General features: G+C 72.7%; 3 protein-coding genes. All 3 read right to left on the reverse strand.

Annotated features, from left to right (window positions below; genetic code table 11):
• Positions 1–4036, reverse strand: a 4036-nt coding sequence (locus AOK08_RS16810; protein WP_157876702.1) for a type I polyketide synthase, incomplete at its 3' end; no start/stop codon positions are given.
• A gap of 110 nt (positions 4037–4146) precedes the next feature.
• Complete coding sequence (locus AOK08_RS47365) at positions 4147–20082, reverse strand: type I polyketide synthase (RefSeq protein WP_055526380.1); 15936 nt, start codon at positions 20080–20082, stop codon at positions 4147–4149.
• A 60-nt stretch (positions 20083–20142) separates the two neighbouring features.
• On the reverse strand, positions 20143–24232 hold a 4090-nt coding region (locus AOK08_RS16820; RefSeq protein WP_055526381.1), incomplete at its 5' end, for an SDR family NAD(P)-dependent oxidoreductase.

Raw genomic sequence — 24232 nt, forward strand, 5'->3', positions numbered from 1 at the left:
AGGAGAACAGGACGAACGCGGTGAGGTCGAGGTCGGCGGTGAGGACGTCCAGGTTGCGGGCGCCGCCGACCTTGACGCGCAGCACCTCGGCGAGGTGGTCGGGGGTGAGGGTGGTGATGACGCCGTCGTGCAGGACCGCGGCGGTGTGGAAGACGGCGGTGAGCGGCCGTTCGGCGGGGATGTTCGCGAGCAGGGCGGCGAGCTGGTCGCGGTCGGCGATGTCACAGGCCGCGAACTCGACGTGCCCGGCACCGAGTTCGGTGAGTTCGGCGTGGAGTTCGGCCGTGCCGGGGGCGTCGGCTCCGGTGCGGCTGACGAGCAGGAGGCCGGGGGCGCCCTGGCGGGCGAGGGCGCGGGCGACCTGACGGCCGAGGGCGCCGGTGCCGCCGGTGACGAGGACGGTACCGGTGGGTGTCCAGTCGCGGCCCGAGTCCAGGCCGCCGATGGCGGCACGGTGGAGGCGGCGGCCGAGCAGCCCTGTGGGGCGGAGGGCGAGTTGGTCCTCGTGTCCCGTCCGGCCGCTCTCGCCGGCTGCGGCGAGGGCCGCGGTGAGCCGTTCGGCGGTGGTGCGGTCGACGGTGGCGGGCAGATCGAGCAGGCCGCCCCAGCGCTGCGGCTGTTCGAGGGCGACGACGCGGCCGAAGCCCCAGACGAGGGCCTGGTGCGGGGCGTCGACGGTCTCGGTCGCGGCGGTGGCGACGGCACCACGGGTGACGAACCAGACCGGTGCCTCCTGAGTCAGGTCGTCCAGCGCCTGGACCAGGGAGACGGTGGCGGCGAAACCTCGGGGCAGGCCGGGCAGACCGTCGTACTCGTCGGCGTCGAGGGCGAGCAGCGACAGGACGGCGCGCGGCCGGTCCTGACCGGTGGCGCGGATGAGTTCGGCGATACGGTCGCGGCCGTCGTGCGGTGCTACGGCGACGGTGACCGGGTCGGCTCCGGCACGGGCCAGGGTGTCGATGACGGCGGTGGCCAGGGCATGGCCCGGGTGGGCGGGATCCTGGTGGCTCGCGGGCAGGACGACTAGCCAAGTGCCGTCCAGAATCGGTGACTTGGCGACCGTCAGTGGCTTCCAGCCCACGCGGTAGCGCCAGTTGTCGACGGCGGCGTGCGCGCGGCTGCGCCTGCGGTAGTCGCTGAGGGCGGGCAGAACCGTGGAGAGGGTGGTCTCGTCGAGATGGAGGGCGGCGGACAGCGGGCCGGTCTCGCCGTTCTCCACGCGCTCCCAGAAGCGGGCGTCGAGGTCCGGGCCGGCGACGGTGTCCGTCGTGGTCCCGGGGTGCCGGGCCGGTGTGGGCCAGTACGTCCGGTGCTGGAAGGCGTAGGTGGGCAGATCCACGCGGGTCGCGGCGCCGATCAGGGCAGGCCAGTCGACGGCGGCCGCGCCACGTACACCCAACTCGGCGAGCGAGGCCAGGAAGCGGCGAGGTCCGCCCTCACCGCGACGCAGCGTGCCGGTGACGACGGTGCCGGTGCGGCCGGTTTCGTCAAGGGTGTCCCGAACCGCCGCGGTGAGCACGGGATGCGGGCTGGACTCGACGAAGGCCCGGAACCCGTCCCCCGCCAACTCCCGCACCGCGTCGGCGAAACGCACCGTGCGGCGCAGGTTCTCGTACCAGTAGGTCGCGTCGAGATTCTCGGTGTCCAGCCAGTCGCAGGTCACCGTCGAGAAGAACGGCACACTCGCGGTCCGAGGACGCACCGCCTCGAGATCGGTCAGCAACCGGTCCCGGATCTCCTCCACCTGAGCCGAATGAGACGCGTAGTCGACGGGAATCAGCCGCGCCTGCGCCCCGTCGGCCGTCAGTTCCGCGACCAGCTCCGCGACGGCATCGGCGTCACCTGAAACGATCACGGAAGCGGGACCGTTGACCGCGGCCACCGACACCCGCCCGTCCCGACGGGCGAGCCGCTCGCGGACATCGGCGACAGGAAGCAGAACCGACGCCATGCCACCACGCCCGGCGAGCGCCGTGATCGCCTTGCTGCGCAGTACGACCACACGCGCCGCGTCCTCCAGCGAGAGCCCGCCGGCCACACAGGCAGCCGCGATCTCCCCCTGGCTGTGACCCACCACGGCGTCGGGACGCACACCCCGCGACTGCCACAGCCGCGCCAGCGACACCATCGCCACGAACAGCAGCGGCTGGACCACATCCACGCGCTCGAACGACGGAGCGCCGTCGGCGCCGCGCAGCACGCCCTCCACCGACCAGTCCACCCACCGCTCCACGGCAGCCGCACAGGCGGTGAAGTGCTCACGGAACTCGGCGTCGGCGTCCAGGAGTTCGAGTGCCATCCCGGCCCACTGCGGACCCTGGCCGGGAAACACGAAGACCGTCTTGCCGTCCACGTCCGCGACGCCCCGCACCAGCCCCGGCGCCGGCCCGTCCGCCGCCAACGCCGCCAGACCGCGCAGCAGTTCCTCACGGCCGTCGGCGAGGAGCACAGCACGGTGTTCGAACGCGGACCGGGTCGCCGCGAGTGACCAGGCGATGTCGTGCGGGGCGAGCGCGTCGTCGCGCAGTCGGGCGTGCAGGGCCGCGGCCTGTGCCCGCAGTGCGGCGGCACCGCGGCCGGAGACGACGTACGGCAGTGGGGTGTCGGACGAGGGCGGAACCGGCTGTTCGGCCTGTTCGGGCGCCGGGTGGGGGGTGGGCTGTTCGAGGATGACGTGCGCGTTGGTGCCGCTGACGCCGAAGGAGGAGACGCCCGCCAGGCGCGGGCGGTCGGCGGTGGGCCAGGGGCGGGATTCGGTGAGCAGTTCGACGTGGCCCGCTGTCCAGTCGACGTGTGAGGAGGGCCGGTCGACGTGGAGGGTGCGGGGCAGCAGGCCGTGCCGCATCGCCAGGACCATTTTCATGACGCCGGCGACTCCGGCGGCCGCCTGGGCGTGGCCGATGTTGGACTTGACCGAGCCGAGCCACAACGGCCGTTCGGGATGCCGGTCCTGCCCGTAGGTGGCCAGGAGCGCCTGGGCCTCGATGGGGTCGCCGAGGGTGGTGCCCGTACCGTGGGCCTCGACGGCGTCGACGTCGGCGGTGGAGAGCTGGGCGTCGGCGAGTGCCTGCCAGATGACGCGCTGCTGGGAGGGTCCGTTGGGGGCGGTGAGGCCGTTGCTCGCGCCGTCCTGGTTGACGGCGCTGCCGCGGACCACCGCGAGGACGGGGTGGCCGAGGCGGCGGGCGTCGGACAGCCGCTCGACCAGCAGCATGCCGGCGCCCTCGGCCCAGCCGGTGCCGTCGGCGGCCTCGGCGAACGCCTTGCAGCGGCCGTCGGGGGCGAGGCCCCGCTGCCGGCTGAACTCCATGAACAGTCCGGGCGTCGACAGCACGGTGACCCCGCCCGCCAGCGCCAGATCGCACTCCCGTGCCCGCAGCGCCCTGACGGCCAGGTGCAGGGCCACCAGCGAGGAGGAGCAGGCGGTGTCGATGGTGACCGCGGGGCCCTCCAGGCCGAGGGTGTAGGAGATACGGCCGGAGACGACACTGGCGGCGTTGCCCGTGCCGACATGTCCCTCCAGCGTCTCCTGGGAGCCGACCAGCAGTGCCGGGTAGTCCTGACCGTTGGTACCGGCGAACACTCCGGTACGGGAGCCGCGCAGAGCCGTCGGGTCGATGCCGGCCCGTTCGAACGCCTCCCAGGAGATCTCCAGCAGGAGTCGCTGCTGCGGGTCCATCGCCATGGCCTCGCGGGGTGAGATCCCGAAGAACGACGCGTCGAAGTCGCCCGCGTCGGTGAGGGCTCCGCCGGAGACGCTGTACGTCTTGCCAGGTCTGCCGGGCTCGGGGTCGTAATGGTCGGCGAGGTTCCAGCCGCGGTCGGTGGGCCACTCGGTCACGGCGTCACCACCCGCGTCGAGCAGGCGCCACAGCTCTTCGGGCGAGTCGGCGCCACCCGGGAAGCGGCAGCTCATCGCGACGATGGCCACCGGTTCCCGGGACGCGGACTCCGCCTCGCGCAGCCGCTTGCGGGTCTCGTGGAGGTCACCGGTGACCTTCTTGAGGTAGCTGAGAAGCTTTTCCTGCTCGTTCATGCGTGCTCAGCCACCTTGAAGGTCGTGTCGGTGCGGTCGGCCGTGTGCGATGTCGATGCTCCGGCCGGTCATGGGCCCGGTCCGGCCGGTCTTGTACGAGGTGCGGTCCGTCATGAGAGGTCGAGGTCGTTGTCGATCAGGGCGAAGATCGCTTCCGCGTCGGCGGAGTCGATACGGTCCTGGAGGTTCTCCGCGCCCTCGTCCCCGCTCTCCGTGACCCGTTCGCCTTGGCCGTTCCAGCGGGTGGCGAGGGCCAGCAGACGGGAGGCGATCCGGCCGGACCGCTCGTCGTTCCCGTCGAGTCCGGCCAGCGCCGCCTCCAGTCGGTCGAGCGCGTCCAGGACGGGCGCGCCCCCGTCGTCGCCGACGATCAGCGACTGCAGATGACGGGCGAGGACACGCGGTGTGGGCTGGTCGAACAGGAGTGTCGCGGGCAGTTGGAGTCCGGCGGCCACCCCGAGCCGGTTGCGCAGTTCGACCGCCATCAGCGAGTCGAAGCCGAGTTCGCTGAAGGCACGGTCGGCGTCGATCGCGTCCGCGGAGGCGTGGCCGAGAACGGTGGCGACATGGCCGCGGACGAACTGGACCAGCAGCCGCTCCTGCTCGCCCGGTGCGAGGCCGGCGATCCGGCCGCGCAGCGCACCGCCCGCCTCCTCGGCTCCGCCGTCGTTCCCGGCGGCGGCCGTCCGCGTCAACAAGGCCTGCGCTTCGGGCAGTTCGGCGAGCAGCGGGGCCGGCCGTGCGGCGGTGAAGCCGGGTACGAAGCGGTCCCAGGCCAGGTCGGCGACGGTCAGCCCGGCGTCGGCGCGGGCCATCGCCCGGTCGAGGGCGGTGAGGGCGGCGTCCGGGTCGAGCGGGACGACACCTCCGCTCCGCAGCCGGGTCTCGGCCTCCGGTCCTTCCGCGGCCATACCGCCGCCGGCCCACGGCCCCCAGGCCACGGCCGTGGCGGGCAGCCCTTCGGCGCGGCGCCGGGCGGCGAGCGCGTCGAGGTAGGCGTTGGCGGCGGCGTAGTTGCCCTGGCCCGCCGAGCCGACCGTGCCGGCGAAGGAGGAGAACAGGACGAACGCCGACAGTTCACGGTCGCGGGTGAGCCGGTCGAGGTTGCGGGCGGCGGCCAGCTTGGGCCGCAGTACCGCCTCCAGCCGTTCGGGGGTGAGCGCCTGGAGCAGTCCGTCGTCCAGGATTCCCGCGGCGTGGACGACGGCGTCGACCGGGTGCTCGGCCAGCAGTGCGGCCAGGGCGTCCGGGTCGGCGGTGTCGCAGGCCGCGAGGGTGACCTGGGTTCCGGTGGCGGTGAGTTCGGCGCGCAGTGTCCCGGCGCCTTCGGCGTCCGGGCCGCGCCGGCCGACCAGCACCAGGTGCCGGGCGCCACGGTCGGCGAGCCGACGCGCGACACGCGCGCCCAGGGCACCGGTTCCGCCGGTGATCAGTACGGTCTCGCCCGCGCAGTCCCACTCGGGTGTCCCGCCCGGCGCGACCGGCCTGGCGTGCACCAGGCGGCGGGCGAAGACGCCCGCGGCCCGTACGGCGGCCTGGTCCTCCCGGGTGTCCCCCACGGTGCCGGACAGCAGTCCGGCGAGCCGTTCGCCGGTCCGGCCGTCGAGGTCGGCGGGGAGGTCGACAAGGCCGCCCCAGCGCTGCGGGTACTCCAGCGCGGCGACCCGGCCGAGGCCCCAGGCGGCTGCCTGCACCGGCGAGGTCACCCGTTCCCGGTCGGTGACGGCGACGGCTCCGGAGGTGACGCACCAGAGCGGGGCGCCGACCTCCAGGTCACCGAGGGCCTGCGTCAGGGCGAGCAGCGCCGCCAGGCCGGCGGGGGTGGCTGCGGCATCCGTGGTCCCGTACGCCGCGGGCTCCTCGTCGAGCGTCAGCAGCGACAACACGCCCTGCACGCTTTCCAGTTCGGGCAGCTTGCGCAGCCGCTCCGCGAGTTGGGTCCGGTCGGTGAGGGCACAGTCGACGGCGAACGGTACGACCCGCGCCCCGCACCCGCCCAGGCTTGCGGCGAGCGCGTGGATCCATGGGTCGTCCGCCCGCAAGACGGGCAGCGCCAGCAGCCAGGTGCCGGAGAGAACGGGCGGCTGTCCGTCGGGCACCGGCCGCCAGGTCACGGTGTACTCCCAGGAGTCGAGCGCGCTCGACTCGCGGCGACGGCGCCGCCAGGACGACAGCGCGGGCAGCAGCTCACTGAGCGGGGTGTCGTCCCCGAGGCCGGGCCGGTCGGTCAGCCCACCGAGGTCACCGCGTTCGACGGCGGCCCAGAACTCCTCGTCCACGGGGTCGGGTTCACCGTTCACCGAACCGTACGAGGAGCCGTACGACGAGCCGTTCGCCGTGCCGTTACCAGTGGCCGGCTGTGCGGCTTCGAGCCAGTACCGGTCGCGTTGGAAGGCGTAGGTCGGCAGCTCGACCGTGCGGGCCGGTCCGGTCTGGGCCGATCCGGTCTGGCCGGCCCGGCCGGCCTGACTGACGGTCCCTGTCGGTCCGTTGAGCCCGGTCGGCGCGTCGGCGAGGCCGCGCGCATGCAGCGTACCGGCGGCCAGCAGCGCGGCGACCGCCTCCGGGCGGCCCCGGCGCAGTACGGGGACGGCGACGGGCGAACCGGCGGGTTCATCCGGTCCGTGGTCGGCGTGGGCGGAGAGGGTGTCGAGGGTCATGGCCGTCAACGAGCCGTCCGGGCCGAGTTCGACGAAGCAGCCGACGCCGTCGCCCTGGAGGGCGCGCACGCCGTCCGCGAAGCGCACGGTCTGCCGTACGTGGCGCACCCAGTGTCCGGGTGACGTCAGTTCGGCCTCCGTGGCCCGGTGTCCCGTCACGTTGGAGACGATCGGGATCGTGGGCGCGGCGAATCGCACGCCGCGCGCGACCTCTTCGAACTCCGCAAGCATCGCGTCCATATGCGCCGAGTGAAACGCATGGCTGACCCGCAAACCCCTAGTCTTTCGGCCCAGCGCGGCGAAATGCCCGGTGACGTCCGTGACTGCGTCCTCGTCTCCGGAGACGACCAGCGCGGTGGGCCCGTTGACGGCGGCGATACCGATGTGTTTCTCACGCCCCGCCAGCAGCGGCGCGACCTCGTCCTCGGACGCCTGTACGGCGGCCATCGCGCCGCCCTCGGGCAGTGCCTCCATCAGCCGTCCCCGTGCGGCGACCAGCGCGCAGGCGTCCGGCAGCGACAGCACCCCGGAGACGTACGCGGCGGACAGTTCGCCGATGGAGTGCCCCATCAGCACGTCCGGTGTCACATTCCACGAGCGCGTCAGGTCGTACAGCGCCACGTGCACGGCGAACAGCGCGGGCTGGGTGTACGCGGTGCGGTCCAGCAGCGCGGCCTCCGCCGTGCCCTCCTGGGCCGTCACCACGTCGGCCAGGGGCACGTCGAGGTGCGGGGCGAAGGCGTCGCAGACCCGGTGGAAGGCCTCGGCGTACACCGGGAACCGGTCGAGGAGTTCCCGGCCCATGCCGGGCCGCTGCGAGCCCTGCCCGCTGAACAGGAACGCCGTACGCTCCGACGGCCCGCTACGGCCGCGCACCGCACCGGCGGCGTCCTCGTCACGTCCGAGAGCGGAGAGTCCGGCCAGCAGGTCCTCGCGGTTCTCACCGACCACCACGGCACGGTGCTCGAACACCGTGCGGCCCGTGGCCAGTGAGTGCGCGACGTCGGCCGGCGTCTCCTCCGGGCGGGCGGTCAGATGGGCGCGCAGCCGCTCGGCCTGTCCGCGCAGTGCGGCGGCCGACCGTGCGCTGAGCGGCCACGCGACCGGCCCGGCGGTCCGCGCCGCCTCGGGAACGGGCTCCACGACGCCTTCCTCCAGGACGACGTGCGCGTTGGTACCGCTGATACCGAACGAGGACACCGCGGCCCGCCGCGGACGGTCCGACTCCGGCCACGGCTGAGCCTCGGCCAGCAGCTCGATCCGGCCCGTCGACCAGTCGACATGGGTGGTCGGCTCGGTGAGGTGCAGCGTGCGGGGCAGCATTCCGTGCCGCATCGCCAGCACCATCTTGACGACCCCGGCGACGCCCGCCGCGGCCTGCGTGTGCCCGATGTTCGACTTCACCGAACCGAGCCACAGCGGCCGGTCGGACTCCCTGCCCTGCCCGTACGTGGCCAGCAGCGCCTGCGCCTCGATGGGGTCACCCAGCTTGGTTCCGGTGCCGTGCGCCTCCACGGCGTCGACGTCCGCTGAGGTGAGGCCGCCGGCCGTCAACGCCGCCTGGATGACGCGCTGTTGGGAGGGGCCGTTGGGAGCGGTGAGTCCGTTGCTCGCGCCGTCGGAGTTGACGGCACTGCCCCGGACCACCGCGAGTACCGGATGCCCGTTGCGTCGGGCGTCGGACAGCCGTTCCAGCAGCAGGATGCCGGCGCCCTCGCCCCAGCCGGTGCCGTCCGCGTCGTCGGAGAACGCCTTGCACCGGTTGTCCCCGGCCAGCCCGCCCTGCCGCTGGAACTCGGCGAACGCGCCGGGTGTCGCCATCACCGTCACCCCACCGGCCAGTGCCAGATCGCACTCTCCGGACCGCAGCGACTGCGCGGCCAAGTGCAACGCCACCAGCGAGGACGAACAGGCGGTGTCGACCGTGACCGCCGGACCCTCCAGGCCCAGCACATAGGCGACCCGACCGGAGGCGACGCTCGCGGCGTGCCCGGTCAGCAGTTGCCCCTGGGCGTCGTCGGGCACGGCGTGCGCGGCGGATCCGTAACCCTGGTAGTTGGTGCCGACGAACACACCCGTACGCGAGCCGTGCAGTCCGCGCGGGTCGATCGCCGCCCGTTCCAGTGCCTCCCAGGAGATCTCCAGCAGCAGCCGCTGCTGCGGGTCCATGGCGAGGGCCTCACGCGGCGAGATCCCGAAGAAGTCGGCGTCGAAGTCGGCGGCGTCGTACAGGAAGCCGCCCTCGAAGCCGTCCGTCTGCCAGCCGCGATCCGCGGGCGGTGCCCCGATCGCGTCCACTCCGTCGGCGAGCAGCTGCCAGAACTCCTCCGGACCACGCACGCCACCGGGGAAGCGGCAGCCGATCCCCACGATCGCGATCCGCTCGTCGTCGCCGGACTGCTCGAAGGTTCGCACACCGGTGCGCGGCGCGAGAGCCGTAGTGCCTGCCAATGGGACGGCACCGCCGAAGAGTTCACCACCGATGTGTCGTGCGAGTGCCGCCGGCGACGGATAGTCGAACACCAGGGTCGCGGGCAGTCGCAGCTCGGTCGCCGCGTTGAGGCGGTTGCGCAGTTCCACGGCGGTCAGCGAGTCGACGCCCAGGCCCCGGAAGTCCCGGGTGGCCTCCACGGCCTCCGGACTGGTGTGACCCAACACCATCGCCGTCTGGGTGCGTACGAGTTCGAGGACCGCGGTTTCGCGCTCGCCCTGCGGAAGCGCTCCGAGCCGGGCCCGGAAGCTGTCCCCCGCATTCCCGTCGGCAGCCGCCGAGGCGGTACGCCGCGCCGGCGCGACGGCCAGCCCGCGCAACATGGCGGGCAGAGCGGCGACCGCCTGCCGGTCCCTCAGCACCCGACGGTCGAGAGCGATCGGTACGAGGGCCGGCTCGGCGTGCTCCCACGCCAACGCCAGGGATCCGAGGCCCTGTTCGGGGGAGAGAGGGAGCATGCCGCCGCGTGCCATGCGGCGCAGATCCGCCTCGGTCAGCTCCGCCGTCATACCCGCACCGGGCGCCCACGGGCCCCAGGCAAGAGAGGTCGCGGGCAGCCCGGACCTACGGCGATCCGTGGCGAAGGCATCCAGGAACGCGTTGGCCGCCGAGTAGTTGGCCTGCCCCGCGCCACCGAACGTGCCCGCCACGGAGGAGAAGACGACGAAGGCGGACAGGTCCGCGTCGCGAGTCAACTCGTGCAGGTGGACGGCCGCATCGGCCTTCGGGCGCATGACCTTGGCCAGCCGCTCCGGGGTGAGCGCGGAGACCACACCATCGTCCAGAACACCGGCCGTGTGCACCACGGCGGTCAGCGGATGCTCCCCGGGGACAGCGTCCAGGACGCCGGCCAACGCCTTGCGATCGGCGACGTCCACCGCCGCCACCTCGACCCGCGCACCCAAGTTCCCGAGTTCCGCGACGAGTTCACGGGCACCAGCGGCTTCAAGGCCACTGCGGCTGGCCAGCAGCAGATGCCCGACACCGTGCTCGGTGACGAGATGCCGGGCCACCAGCGCACCGAGACCACCGGTGCCACCGGTCACGAGGACGGTCCCGTCCGGATCCAACGGCGCCGGAACGGTCAGCACCACCTTGCCCACATGACGGGCCTGCGACAGATACCGGAACGCCTCCGGAGCCCGCCGCACATCCCAGCACGTCACCGGAAGCGGCCGCAGGACGCCTGACTCGAAGAGCACGACCAGCTCGGACAGCATCTGCCCGATCCGCTCCGGACCGGCATCCCACAAGTCGAACGCCCGGTACATCACGCCCGGATGCCCACCGGCCACCGTCTCCGGATCACGGACGTCGGTCTTGCCCATCTCCAGGAAACGCCCACCCCGCGGCAGCAACCGCAGCGACGCGTCCACGAACTCACCCGCCAGCGAGTCCAGCACCACATCCACACCACGACCACCGGTCGCGGCAAGGAAAGCCGACTCGAAGCGCGTGTCACGAGACGACGCGATGTGCCCCTGATCGAGGCCGAGTTCAGCCAGCGTGCCCCACTTCCCGGCACTCGCCGTACCGAACACCTCAGCACCCAGATGCCGCGCCAACTGCACCGCGGCCATACCCACACCACCGGCCGCCGCATGCACCAACACCGACTCACCGGACTCCAAAGCCCCGAGATCGGTGAGCGCGTAATACGCCGTCAGGAACACGATCGGCACCGACGCCGCCTGAGCGAACGACCACCCTTCGGGCACCCGCGCCACGGTCCTGGCATCAGCCACCGCCACCGGACCGAAGGAACCAGGGAAGAGGCCCATCACCCGGTCGCCCACGGCCAGTTCGGTAACGCCCGGACCAATCTCGGTGACGACCCCGGCACCCTCCAGACCGAAGTCCTTCGCGTCGCCCGGATACATGCCGAGGGCGTTGAGCACATCACGGAAGTTGACACCCGCGGCGCGTACGGCGATCCGTACCTGACCCGCCGTCAGCTCCGCCTCGGGGACGGACGTCAGACCCAGTCCCTCAAGTGTGCCCTGCTCCACGATGTCCAGCCGCCAAGCCCGTGACTCTCCTACGGGTACGGCGAGTTCGCCACCGGAGGTCACCCGGGCCAGGCGCGGGGCGTGGGCGACACCGCCGCGTACCGCGATCTCCGCCTCACCGGACGCGAGCGCCCGGACCGCCACGGCCCATGACTCCTCGGTACCGTCCAGGTCGAGCAGCGCGAACCTTCCGGGGTTCTCCGCGCGGGCCGCTCGTACGAGGCCCCACACGGCGGCGAGTACCGGATCGGGTGTCGCCTTGTCGTCGATCGCCACCGCCCCCTCGGTGACCACCACCAACCGTGCGCCTTCGAACCGTTCCTCGGTCAGCCACTCCCCCACCAGCGCCAGCGCGTTCGCCGTTGCCGTGTGGGATGCCTCGGCGAGGTTTCCGGCCGGGCGCCCGATGCCGATCAGCGTGTCCGTCCCGGCCTCGACTCCCGTCGAAGGAAGGGACGTCGGCAGCTCGGTGGTCTCGTGAACCGGGTCCGCCGCGGTCGTGTCGACCGGGAGCGGTGCCCATTCCACCCGGTGGAGCAGTTCGGCGTGAACGGCTGCCGCTGTCTCGCCGGGCCGCGTCGTCAGGCGGCGCAGGGTGAGCGACTCGACGGTGGCGACGGGGGCGCCGGAGGGGTCGGTGAGGGCGAGGGCGACAGTACCGGGGCCGGTCGTGCGCAGGCGTGCGTGGAGTTGGGACGCGCCGGTGGCGTGGAGGGTGACGCCGCTCCACGAGAACGGCAGCCCCGGCCCGGAACCGGCACCATCGGCGTGGTCGCGGCCTACGGTGGTCGCCGGGGTCGTACCGAGGGCGTGCAGTACGGAGTCCAGCAGCGCCGGGTGGATGCCGTAGCGGCGGGCGTCGGGGGCGGACTCGGTGGGGAGGGTGGCTTCCGCGTACAGGTCGTCGCCGTGCTGCCGGACGGAGGTGAGTCCACGGAACAGCGGTCCGTAGGACAGACCGGTGTCCGCCAGCCGTTCGTAGAGGGTGTCCGCGGGGACCTCGGTGGCGTCGGCGGGCGGCCGGGCGTCGTGCGGGCCGGACGGCGCCACCGCCTCGGACAGGAGTGTGCCGCCCGCGTGTTGGGTCCATGGCTCGGTGTCGGCGTCGTCCGCGTCGGGGCCGCCGGCCGGTCGGGAGTACACACCGATGTCGCGGCGGCCGGTGAAGTCCGGGCCGCCGACGGTGACTTGGAGCTGGACGGCGCCGCGTTCGGGCAGCACCAAGGGGGTGTGCAGGGTGAGTTCCTCGATCTGCCCGCAGCCGACGTGGTCCGCGGCGTGGAGGGCGAGTTCCAGGAAGGCGGTGCCGGGCAGCAGGACGGAACCGGAGACGATGTGTTCGGCCAGCCATGGCTGGAGTTGGGTGGAGAGCCGTCCGGTGAGGACGGCGGCCCCGCTGTCCGCGAGCGTGACGGCGGCACCGAGCAACGGGTGCCCTGCGGCGGACAGACCGGCCGACCGGAGGTCACCGACATGGGCACCGCTCAGGCGCGGCCAGTAACGGCTGTTCTGGAAGGCGTAGGTGGGCAGTTCGACGCGGCGCGCTCGCGGGAAGAACGCGGCCCAGGTGACGTCGCCGCCGTGGGCGAAGAGGGACGCGGTCGCTCGAAGCAGTGTGTGCGACTCGGGGCGGTCCGCGCGCAGGGCGGGGATCGCGACCGGTTCGTCGCCGGTGAGCGAGGCGTGGGCGAGGGCCGTGAGGGTGCCGTCGGGGCCGAGTTCCAGGAACCGGGTGGCGCCCTCCGTCTCAAGTGCGCGTACGGCGTCGGCGAACCGGACCGGGCGGCGGACGTGGCGCACCCAGTACTCCGGAGAGCACAGTTCCTCGGCGGTGGCGGTCTCACCGGTCACCGTCGAGATCACGGGCAGGCGGGGTTCCTCGTAGGTCAGGGTCTCGGCCACGGCCCGGAACGCCGCGAGCATCGGTTCCATGAGCGGCGAGTGGAAGGCATGGCTGACCCGCAGGGCGGTGGTCTTGCGGCCCTGGGCGCGGAAGTGCGCGGCGACCTTCTCCACGGCGTCGGCGGCGCCCGCGACGACCACCGCCTGCGGGCCGTTGGCCGCGGCGACACCCACCCGGTCGTCGTCCAGCAGCGGCATCACCTCCTCCTCGGAGGCCTGGAGCGCGACCATCGCGCCGCCGGACGGGAGCTCCTGCATCAACCGGCCACGGGCGGCTACGAGTCGGCATGCGTCCGCCAGGGACCACACCCCGGCCACGTGCGCCGCCGCGATCTCACCGATCGAATGACCGGCCAGCACGTCCGGGCGGACGCCCCACGACTCCAGCAGCCGGAACAACGCCACTTCGAGAGCGAACAGCGCGGGCTGGGCGAACTCGGTACGGTTCAGCGCCTCGGCGTCGTCGCCGAACACGATCTCCCGCAACGGACGCGGGAGTTCGGCATCGAGATGCGCGCACACGGAGTCGAAGGCATCGGCGAAAACGGGGTAGGTCTCGTACAACTCCCGGCCCATGCCGAGCCGTTGCGATCCCTGGCCCGCGAACAGGAAGGCCGTGCGCCCTTCGGTGCGGGCGCGGGCGGTGACGACGGCGGGGGTGGACTCGCCGACGGCCAGGGAGGCGAGGGCGGACTGCAGTTCCTCGCGGTCGGTGCCCAGGACGACGGCGCGGTGTTCGAACGCCGTGCGGGTCGCGGTGAGGGAGAGGCCGAGGTCCGCGGGGGTGAGGTCGGGCCGGGCATCGGCGTGGGCGAGGAGCCGTTCGGCCTGCTCTCGCAGAGCGTTCGCGGAGGCGCCGGAGATCACCCACGGCAGCGGTCCGTCGGTCGGGGTGTGGTCCTCGTCCGTGTGCCCGGCGTGCTGTGGATGCTCGGGATGCTCGATGATCACGTGCGCGTTGGTGCCGGAGACACCGAACGCGGAGATTCCCGCACGGCGCGGCCGGTCGTCGCAGGGCCATTCCCTGCTCTCGGTGAGCAGTTCCACGGCGCCGGCGGACCAGTCGACATGGGTGCTGGGTGCGGTGGCGTGCAGGGTGGACGGCAGCAGTCCGTGCTGCATGGCCAGCACCATCTTGATGATGCCGGCCACACCGGCGGCGGCCTGGGAGTGACCGATGTTCGACTTCAACGAGCCGAGCAGCAGCGGGTGTTCGCGATCCTGACCGTAGGTGGCGATGAGGGCCTGCGCCTCGATGGGGTCGCCCAACGACGTACCCGTACCGTGCGCCTCCACGGCGTCGATGTCGGTGGGAGACAGCCCGGCCCCGGCGAGCGCCTGGCGGATGACCCGCTGCTGGGCGGGGCCGTTGGGCGCCGTAAGCCCGTTGCTGGCGCCGTCCTGGTTGACGGCGGAGCCGGCCACCACGGCCAGTACCTGATGCCCATTGCGACGGGCATCCGAGAGCCGTTCGACGACGAGCACGCCGACGCCCTCGGCCCAGCCGGTGCCGTCGGCGTCGTCGGAGAACGCCTTGCACCGGCCGTCCGCCGCGAGACCGCGCTGACGGCTGAACTCGATGAACGCGCCCGGCGTCGACATGACGGTGACACCGCCGGCCAGCGCGAGATCGCATTCGCCCGACCGGAGTGCCTGGACCGCGAGGTGCAGGGCGACCAGTGACGACGAGCAGGCGGTGTCGACGGTGAGGGTGGGTCCTTCGAGACCGAGTACGTAGGCGATGCGGCCGGAGACCACGGCGGCGGCGTTACCGGTGCCGAGGTACCCGTCGGCGGCGTCGGGGGCGCTGAGCAGCAGCGCGGGGTAGTCCTGGCCGTTGGAGCCCATGAACACACCGGTGCGGCTGCCGCGCAGGCTGCCGGGGGCGATGGTGGCGCGCTCCAGGGCCTCCCAGGACGTTGCCAGCAGGAGTCGCTGCTGGGGGTCCATGGCGACGGCCTCGCGCGGCGAGATCCCGAAGAAGTCGGCGTCGAAGTCGCCCACACCGGTGAGGAATCCGCCGTGGCGGGAGTAGCTGGTGCCGGGGCGGCCGGGCTCGGGGTGGTAGAGGGCGTCGAGGTCCCAGCCGCGGTCGGTGGGGAACTCGCTGATGGCGTCGCGTCCGCCGGCCACGAGGTCCCACAGGTCGTCGGGGCCGGTGACGTCGCCGGGCAGTCGGCAGCCCATGCCGACGATGACGACGGGGTCGGTGTCGGTGTCGCGAGCGGGGTGGCCGTCGTCGTACGCCCGGGACGACGACTCTCCGAACTTCCGCTCACCGGTCGAGCCCTCGCCGAACAGTTCGCTGTGCACGTGGGTGGCGAGGTCCACGGGTGTGGGGTGGTCGAAGACCAGTGTGGCGGGCAGGGCGAGGCCGGTCTCGGTGGTGAGACGGTTGCGCAGTTCGACGGCGGTGAGGGAGTCGAAGCCCGAGTCGCGGAAGGCCCGCCTGGTCTCCAGGACTCCCGCGTCGGCGTGGCCGAGGACGGCGGCCGCGTGGGTGCGGATCAGGTTCAGCAGGGCGCGGGTGCGTTCAGCCGGAGGGCGGCCGGCGAGGCGTTCACGCAGGTCGGAGGCGGTCCCGCCGTCGTCGACCGGGCGGCTTCCGGCGCCTAGCGCGTCCTGAGCCTCGGGCAGGCCGGTGAGGAGGGGGCTGGGCCGGGTGCTGGTGAACCCGGGTGCGAACCGGGACCAGTCGACATCCACGACGACCTGCCCGGTGACGTCCTGACTCAGGAGGCGGCGCAGGGCTGCCAGCGCGATGTCGGGGTCGAGCGGGTTGAGGCCGCGGCGGCGCAGATACTCCTCGGCGCCGTCCTGGGCGGCCATCCCGCCCTCGCCCCAGGGGCCCCAGGCGACGGAGGTGGCGGTGGCGCCACGGGCGCGCCGCTGTTCGGCCAGGCCGTCGAGGAAGGCGTTGGCGGCGGCGTAGGCGCTCTGGCCACCGCTGCCCCACACTCCGGCGATGGACGAGAACAGGACGAACGCGTCGAGCGGCCGGTCGCCCTGGGCGAGCAGCACGGCGTCGAGGTGGGCGGCGCCGTGCGCCTTGGCGGCGAGCACCTCCCGGAAGCGGTCGGTGTCGAGGTCGGTCAGGGGCACGGTGTCGGTGACGCCCGCGGCGTGGACCACGGCGTCAACGGTGTGCCTGGACAGCAGCTGTTCGACGGCCGAACGGTCCGCGACATCGCAGGCCTCGATGGTGACACGAGCGCCCAACTCGCCGAGTCGGACGGCCAGTTCTGCCGCTCCAGGGGTGTCGGGGCCGCGGCGTCCGGTCAGGACGAGGTGTTCGGCGCCCTGTTCGGCGGCCCAGCGGGCGACGTGTGCGCCGAGTGCGCCCGTGCCGCCGGTGATCAGGACGGTGCCACGGGGCTGCCAGCCGGTGCCGGCGGTCTGTGTGTCGGTCGGGTCCTCGGCGTGCAGCAGGCGTCGTGCGAAGACACCGGACGCGCGTACCGCGACCTGGTCCTCGCCGCCGCTTCCCCCCAGTACCCCGGCGAGCCGTCCCGCCGCGCGGCGGTCCAGGGTGCCGGGCAGATCGACGAGACCGCCCCACCGGTCGGACAGCTCCAGCGCGGCCACCCGTCCCAGACCCCACAGCGCGGTCTGCGCGGGGTCGGGGGCGGCGTCGGAACGCGCGGTGGCCACCGCGCCCCGCGTGGCCAGCCACAGCGGGGCGGTCACCCGCGCGTCACCGAGCGCCTGCACCAGCCGTACGGTGCGGAACAGGAAGTCCGCGGGAGCGACATCCCCTTCCTGGGGCGGGGTCGAGGGCAGGACGAGGACACCCGCGAGGTCGTCGGTGGGGGTGTCTGCGTCGGCGAGTGCGGTGACGAGCGCGGTGCGGTCGTCGTCGGGTGCGCACTCCCACACGACCGGTTCGGCGCCTCGCGCGGCGAGTGCCTCCGTCACCGTGCGGACCGTGGCCTCGTCGGTCGTGCCGGTGGTGACGACGACCAGCCAGCGGCCGGTGAGCGGGCTGTCCGCGGCGGGGTCGAGGGGCTGCCAGCCGATCCGGTGGCGCAGCCGGTCCACGCGGCCGAGCTCACGCCGTCCGCGCCACCAGGACGACAGGGCGGGCACGAGGGGGCGGACGAGTCCCTCGTCGACGTCCAGGGTGCCGGCGAGCGCGGCGATGTCCTCGTCCTCGACCGCGGTCCAGAACTCCGCGTCCCCGTCGCCGGCTTCGGCGGTGCGGGTGACGTCGAGGGGGGTGGGCTCCAGCCAGTACCGGGCGCGGCGGAAGGCGTACGTCGGCAGGTCCACCGGCCGCGCTCCGGTGCCCGCGAAGAGGGCCGGCCAGTCGACCGGTGTGCCGTGTGCGAAGGCCGCGGCGATCGCGGCCATGAGTGTGGCGGGCTCGGGCCGGTCCTTGCGCAGGACGGGGACGAGCACCTGGGATCCGCCGTCGCCGTCCAGGCAGTCCTGGGCGAGTGCGGTGAGCGTGCCGTCCGGGCCCAGTTCGACGAACCGGGTGACCCGGCGGCCTGCCAGCAGTCGGATGCCGTCGGCGAACCGGACCGGCTCGCGGACGTGCCGGACCCAGTAGTCGGGCGAGCACAGCTCGGCGGGGGACGCGGTGGTGCCGGTGACGTCGGAGACGACGGTCAGCCGGGGCGGGTGGTAGGTGACGGTCTCGGCGACCGCGCGGAACTCCCGGAGCATGGGCTCCATCAGCGGGGAGTGGAAGGCATGGCTGACCCGTAGGGCGGTGGTCTTGCGTCCCTGGGCGCGGAAGTGGGCGGCCGTCTCCTCTACGGCGTCGGCGGCGCCCGAGATCACCACCGCGCGGGGGCCGTTGACGGCGGCGATGCCCACCCGGTCGTCGAGCAGGGGCCGCACCTCGTCCTCGGTCGCCTGCACCGCGACCATGGCGCCGCCCGCGGGCAGTGCCTGCATCAACCGGCCGCGTGCCACGACGAGCCGGCAGGCGTCGGGGAGGGACCACACACCGGCGACATGCGCGGCGGCCAGTTCACCGACGGAGTGGCCCAGCAGATACTTGGGGGTGACGCCCCAGGATTCCAGCAGCCGGAACAGGGCGACTTCGAGGGCGAAGAGAGCGGGCTGGGCGAACTCGGTACGGTTCAGGGCTTCTTGGTCGTCACCGAACACCACCTCTCGCAGGCTGAACGGCAGTTCCGCGTCAACGGCGTCGAAGGCGGCGGCGAACACCGGGTACGCCTCGTACAACTCCCGTCCCATGCCGAGCCGTTGTGATCCCTGGCCGGCGAACAGGAACGCGGTGGCGCCGCGTACGACACGGCCGTGGACGGTCGCGGGTCCCGGGGTGCCTTCGGCGAGCGAGGTCAGTTCCCGTACGGCGCTGTCCTGGTCGGAGGCGAGGACGATCGCCCGGTGTTCGAGAGCGGCGCGGGTGGTGGCGAGCGCGTGGCCGACGTCCACCGGGCGCTGCGGCCCGGTCTGCTGTCGCAGCCGGTCCAGGAGCCGGGCGGCCTGCGCGCGCAGTGCTTCCTCGCCGCGCGCGGAGAGCGTCCACGGGACGACGGGAAGTGCTCCGAGGGCGGCGTCCGGCGCCTGTTCCGTGCCGGGTGCGGCGGGATCGGGCGCCGGGGCCTGCTCGATGACGGCGTGCGCGTTGGTGCCGCTGATGCCGAACGAGGACACACCCGCCCGGCGTGGACGGCCCGTCTCCGGCCAGTCGACGTGCTCGGTGAGCAGCCGTACCTCGCCCGCCGACCAGTCGACGTGCCGGGACGGTTCGGAGACGTGGAGCGTGCGCGGCAGCACTCCGTGCCGCATCGCCTCGACCATTTTGATGATGCTGCCGACGCCGGCGGCGGACTGGGTGTGCCCGATGTTCGACTTCAACGAGCCGAGCCACAGGGGCTGTTCACGGTCCTGGCCGTAGGTGGCGAGCAGTGCCTGTGCCTCGATGGGGTCGCCGAGCGACGTACCGGTGCCGTGTGCGTCGACGGCGTCCACGTCGGCCGGGCCCAGTCCGGCGCTCGCGAGGGCGGCGCGGATGACGCGCTGCTGGGCGGGGCCGTTGGGGGCGGTGAGGCCGTTGGAGGCGCCGTCGGAGTTGATGGCGGTGCCCCGGACCACCGCGAGCACGGGGTGACCGTTGCGGCGGGCGTCGGAGAGCCGCTCGACCAGCAGCAGGCCGGCGCCCTCGGCCCAGCCGGTGCCGTCGGCGTCGTCGGAGAACGCCTTGCACCGGCCGTCGGCGGCAAGTCCGCGCTGTCGGCTGAACTCGTAGAACATGGCGGGTGTGGCCATCACCGCCACGCCGCCCGCGAGCGCCATGTCGCACTCGCCGCGCCGCAGCGCCTGGCATGCCCAGTGCAGGGCGACCAGCGAGGACGAGCAGGCGGTGTCGACGGTGACGGTGGGCCCTTCCAGGCCGAGGGTGTAGGCGATGCGTCCGGAGGCGACGGAGGTGGCGTTGCCCGCGAGAAGCAGGCCCTGCACGCCCTCGGGGAATTCGCTCACCCCGGCGCCGTAGCCGGAGGTGGCGGCGCCCACGAAGACACCGGTGCTGCTGCCGCGCATCGAGCCGGGATCGATCCCAGCGCGTTCGAACGCCTCCCAGGAGATCTCCAGCAGCAGCCGCTGCTGCGGATCCATGGCGAGGGCCTCACGCGGCGAGATCCCGAAGAAGTCCGCGTCGAACCGGGACGCCTCGTGCAGGAACCCGCCGCCGAGCGCGTAGAAGGTGCCCGGGTTGTCGGGGTCCGGGTCGTAACCCGCCTCGACGTCCCAGCCGCGGTCGACGGGGAACCCGGAGACGGCGTCCCCGCCCTCGTCGACGAGCCGCCACAGTTCCTCGGGGCTGTCCACCCCGCCGGGGTACCGGCAGCTCATCGCGACGATCGCGATGGGCTCCCGGTCCCGGTCCTCCACGTCGCGCAGCTGCCGGCGCGTCTGCCGCAGCTCGGCGGTCAGCCGCTTGAGGTACTCGACGTACTTCTCGTCCATCTGGCCGTTCTTGCCGTTCTTGCTGCTCTTGTCGCTCATGCCGCTCTCAGCCACCAACGCCACATCCCTGAACCGATGCCAACGGTTTCCCGTGGCTGATCACGACATCCCAAGTTCTTTGTCGATCAAGTCGAACAGCTCGTCCGCCGTCTCGACGGAGTCGAGTTCTCCGTCGTCGGCGTCGTCGAGTGCCGCTCCGGAGTACCCGGAGACAGCGCCGTTGTCGTGTCCGGCGCCGCTGATCCTCGTTGCCAGTTCCTGCCACTTCGCCGTCAGCCTCTGGAGCCGGGAAGTGATCACCTCGTGGTCCTCACCACCGACGGAGGCCGCGGCGAACGCCGCCTCCAGCCGGTCGAGTTCGGCCACGAGCGGCCCCACCGGCCCACCGGCGCCCAGCCGTCGGCCAGCGCCCGCGTCCGGTCCCGTGCCCTGGCCGGTACCCGAGCCAGGCGCCTCCGGCACGGCGATCTCCTCAAGCAGCTGACCGGCCAGCACCGTAGGCGTCGGATGGTCGAACACCAGCGTGGCCGGCAGCCGCAGCCTGGTGACCGCGTTGAGCCGGTTGCGCAGTTCCACGGCGGTGAGCGAGTCGAAGCCCAGCTCCTTGAACGCCTGGTCGGGTTCGATCTCGTCCGCAGAGGCATGACCGAGGGTTGCCGCGGCCTGCGCGCACACCAGATCGATGAGGTACTGCTCCCGGTCGGCGGGCGCGAGCGCGGCCAACTGGGTACCCAGATCCTGCCGTTCGGCACCGGCACCGGCAGCCGCCTCGGCCGCCCGCCGTACCGGCGCCCGCACCAGACCCCGCAGCAGCGGCGGTACGGATTCGGCGTGCGCCCGCAGGGCCTGGAGGTCCAGATTCACCGGCAACAGCAACGCCCGGTGCGCGGGTGCCGCCTCCGCCAAGAGCCCTGCTGTGTCCAGCAGTTGAAGCCCCTGTTCGGCGCTGAGCGGTCGCATTCCGCCGCGTGCCATGCGGCGCAGATCCGCCTCGGTCAGCTCCGCCGTCATACCGGCACCGGGTGCCCAGGCTCCCCACGCGAGGGACACCGCGGGCAGTCCGGACGAACGCCGGTCGGCGGCGAAGGCGTCGAGGAAGGCGTTGGCGGCCGAGTAGTTGGCCTGCCCCGCACTGCCGAACGTACCGGCGACGGAGGAGAAGACGATGAAGGCGGACAGGTCCGCGTTCCGGGTGAGCTCGTGCAGGTGGACGGCCGCGTCTGCCTTCGGGCGCATGACCTTGGCCAGCCGCTCCGGGGTGAGCGACGAGACCACGCCGTCGTCCACAACACCGGCCGTGTGCACCACGGCCGTCAGCGGATGCTCCCCGGGGACAGCGTCCAGGACACCGGCCAACGCGTCACGATCGGCGACATCCACCGCCGCCACCTCGACCTCGGCACCCAGGCCGGAGAGTTCCGCGACGAGTTCACGGGCACCAGCGGCCTCAAGGCCACTACGGCTGACCAGCAGCAGATGCCCGATACCGTGCTCGGTGACCAGATGCCGGGCTACCAGCGCGCCCAGACCACCGGTGCCACCGGTCACGAGGACGGTCCCGTCCGGGTCCAGCGGCACAGGCACGGTGAGTACCACCTTGCCCACGTGACGGGCCTGCGACAGATACCGGAACGCCTCCGGAGCCCGCCGCACATCCCAGCACGTCACCGGAAGCGGCCGCAGAACACCCGCCTCGAACAACACCACCAACTCGGACAACATCTGCCCGATCCGCTCCGGACCGGCTTCCCACAGGTCGAACGCCCGGTACATCACACCCGAAAACTCGGCGGCAACGGCCTCCGGATCACGGACATCCGTCTTGCCCATCTCCAGGAAACGCCCACCCTGCGGCAGCAACCGCAGCGACGCGTCCACGAACTCACCCGCGAGCGAGTCCAGCACCACATCCACACCACGACCACCGGTCGCGGCAAGGAAAGCCGACTCGAAGCGCGTGTCACGAGACGACGCGATGTGCCCCTGATCCAGGCCGAGTTCAGCCAGCGTGCCCCACTTCCCGGCACTCGCCGTACCGAACACCTCCGCACCCAGATGCCGGGCCAACTGCACCGCGGCCATACCCACACCACCAGCTGCCGCATGCACCAACACCGACTCACCGGACTCCAAAGCCCCGAGATCAGTCAGCGCGTAATACGCCGTCAGGAACACGATCGGCACCGACGCCGCCTCAGCGAACGACCACCCCACCGGCACCCGCGCCACCATCCGCGCATCAGCCACCGCCACCGGACCGAAGGAACCAGGGAACATTCCGAACACCCGGTCGCCCACGGCCAGTTCGGTAACACCCGGACCAACCTCGGTCACCACGCCGGCACCCTCACCGCCGAGCAGCCCCGCCTCGCCCGGATACATCCCGAGGGCGTTGAGCACATCACGGAAGTTGACACCTGCGGCCCGTACGGCGATCCGTATCTGACCAGCCGTCAACTCGGCTTCCGCCTCCGGGAACGCGGCCAACGTGAGGTTGTCCAGCGTGCCCTTCTCCGCGATGTCCAGATGCCAGGCGGACTCGCCGGTCGGCAGCGCGAGTTGACCGCCCGCCGGGACACGGCCGAGGCGTGGCACGAACGCGGCACCGCCCCGCAGGGCGACCTCCGGCTCGCCGGAGGCCAGCGCCTCCGACACGAGCGCCCACGACTCCTCCGTACCGTCCACATCAAGCAGCGCGAACCGCTCCGGTGCCTCGGCCCGTGCCGACCGCACCAGACCCCACACGGCGGCCAGGGCGGGATCGGCGGGGGTCTCGTCGAGCGCGACGGCGCCTTCGGTGACCACCACCAGCCGGGCGTCCTCGAACCGATCCACCCCGAGCCACTCCGCCACCAGGACCAGCACGCGTGCCGTCACCTCGTGGACCGCGTCCACCGTGTCTCCGGCCGGACGCTCGACCCGCACCAGGACATCGGCGGGCACCGCCTCGTCCACGCCGGGCAGAGCGGCGGTCACCGACGGCACCGGCCCCGAGCCCACGGGGATCTTCACCCAATCGGTCTGGAACAGTCCGTCCCGGTGCCCGTCAGCGTCGGCGCGGGCCGCGAGGTCGCCGGAGACCTGACGCAGCAGCAGGGACTCGACGGAGGCGACGGGGGTGCCTGTGGGGTCGGCCACGTGCAGCGCGACGGCCTCGGGGCCGGCCTGCACCATCCGTACGCGTAGGGACCGCGCACCGGACGCCCACAGGGACACACCGCTCCAGGAGAACGGCAGCCGCCCCTGTCCCGCGTCCGCCAGCGACACGAACATCATGGCGTGCAGCGCGGAGTCCAGAAGGGCCGGGTGGACACCGAAGTCGCCCGCCAGCCGCTCGTGTTCGTCCGGCAGGCCGACCTCCGCGAAGACCTCGCCGTCGCGCTGCCAGACCGCGCGCAGCCCCTGGAACACCGGCCCGTAGGCGAACCCGGCCTCGGCGAAGCGCTCGTAGAAGCCTTCCATGGGGACGGCCTCGGCGTTCGGCGGCGGCCACGCGGACAGGTCGGCGGGTGCCGTGTCGGTCGAGGACGGGCCGGTTCCGAGCGAGCCGCTGGCATTGAGTGTCCACGGGTCGATGTCGAGGGCGTCCTCCGCGCGGGAGTACACCTCCACCGTGCGCGTACCCGACTCGTCGGGCGCGCCCACCCTGACCTGTACCGTCCGTCCCGTGCGCTCGGGCACGACGAGCGGGGCGGCGATGGTCAGCTCCTCGACGCGTTCGTAGCCGATCTGTTCGGCGGCGCAGAGGGCGAGTTCGAGGAAGCCGGTCCCCGGGAAGAGGACGGTGCCGGTCACCGCGTGGTCGCGCAGCCACGGGTGGGTCCTCAGCGAGAGCCGTCCGGTGAACAGCACCTCCTCACTGCCGGCCACCTGGACGGCCGCGCCGAGCAGCGGGTGCCCGGCCGAGTCGATGCCGGCCGACCCCAGGTCACCCAGGGTGACTCCGGTGAAGTTCGGCCAGAAACGGCGGCGTTGGAAGGCGTATGTCGGCAGGGCGACGGTCCGGGTCCGGTCGCCGCCGGTGAGTGCGCGCCAGTCGGTTTCGGTGCCGTTCACGAAGAGCTCGGCGACGGCGCCGAGGGCCGAGGACGCCTCGGGGCGGTCCTTGCGGAGCAGAGGTACGAACACCGCCGACTCGGAGTCCTCGAAGGACGCCTGGGCGAGAGCCGTGAGGGTGCCGTCGGGCCCG

This window comes from Streptomyces graminilatus, assembly GCF_001418565.1.
Lineage (GTDB): Bacteria > Actinomycetota > Actinomycetes > Streptomycetales > Streptomycetaceae > Streptomyces > Streptomyces graminilatus.

What these genes read in the sequence shown, in the direction of transcription:
- AOK08_RS47365 (WP_055526380.1), bottom strand. Translation starts at nt 20,082, where the DNA reads ATGAGCGACAAGAGCAGCAAGAACGGCAAGAACGGCCAGATGGACGAG.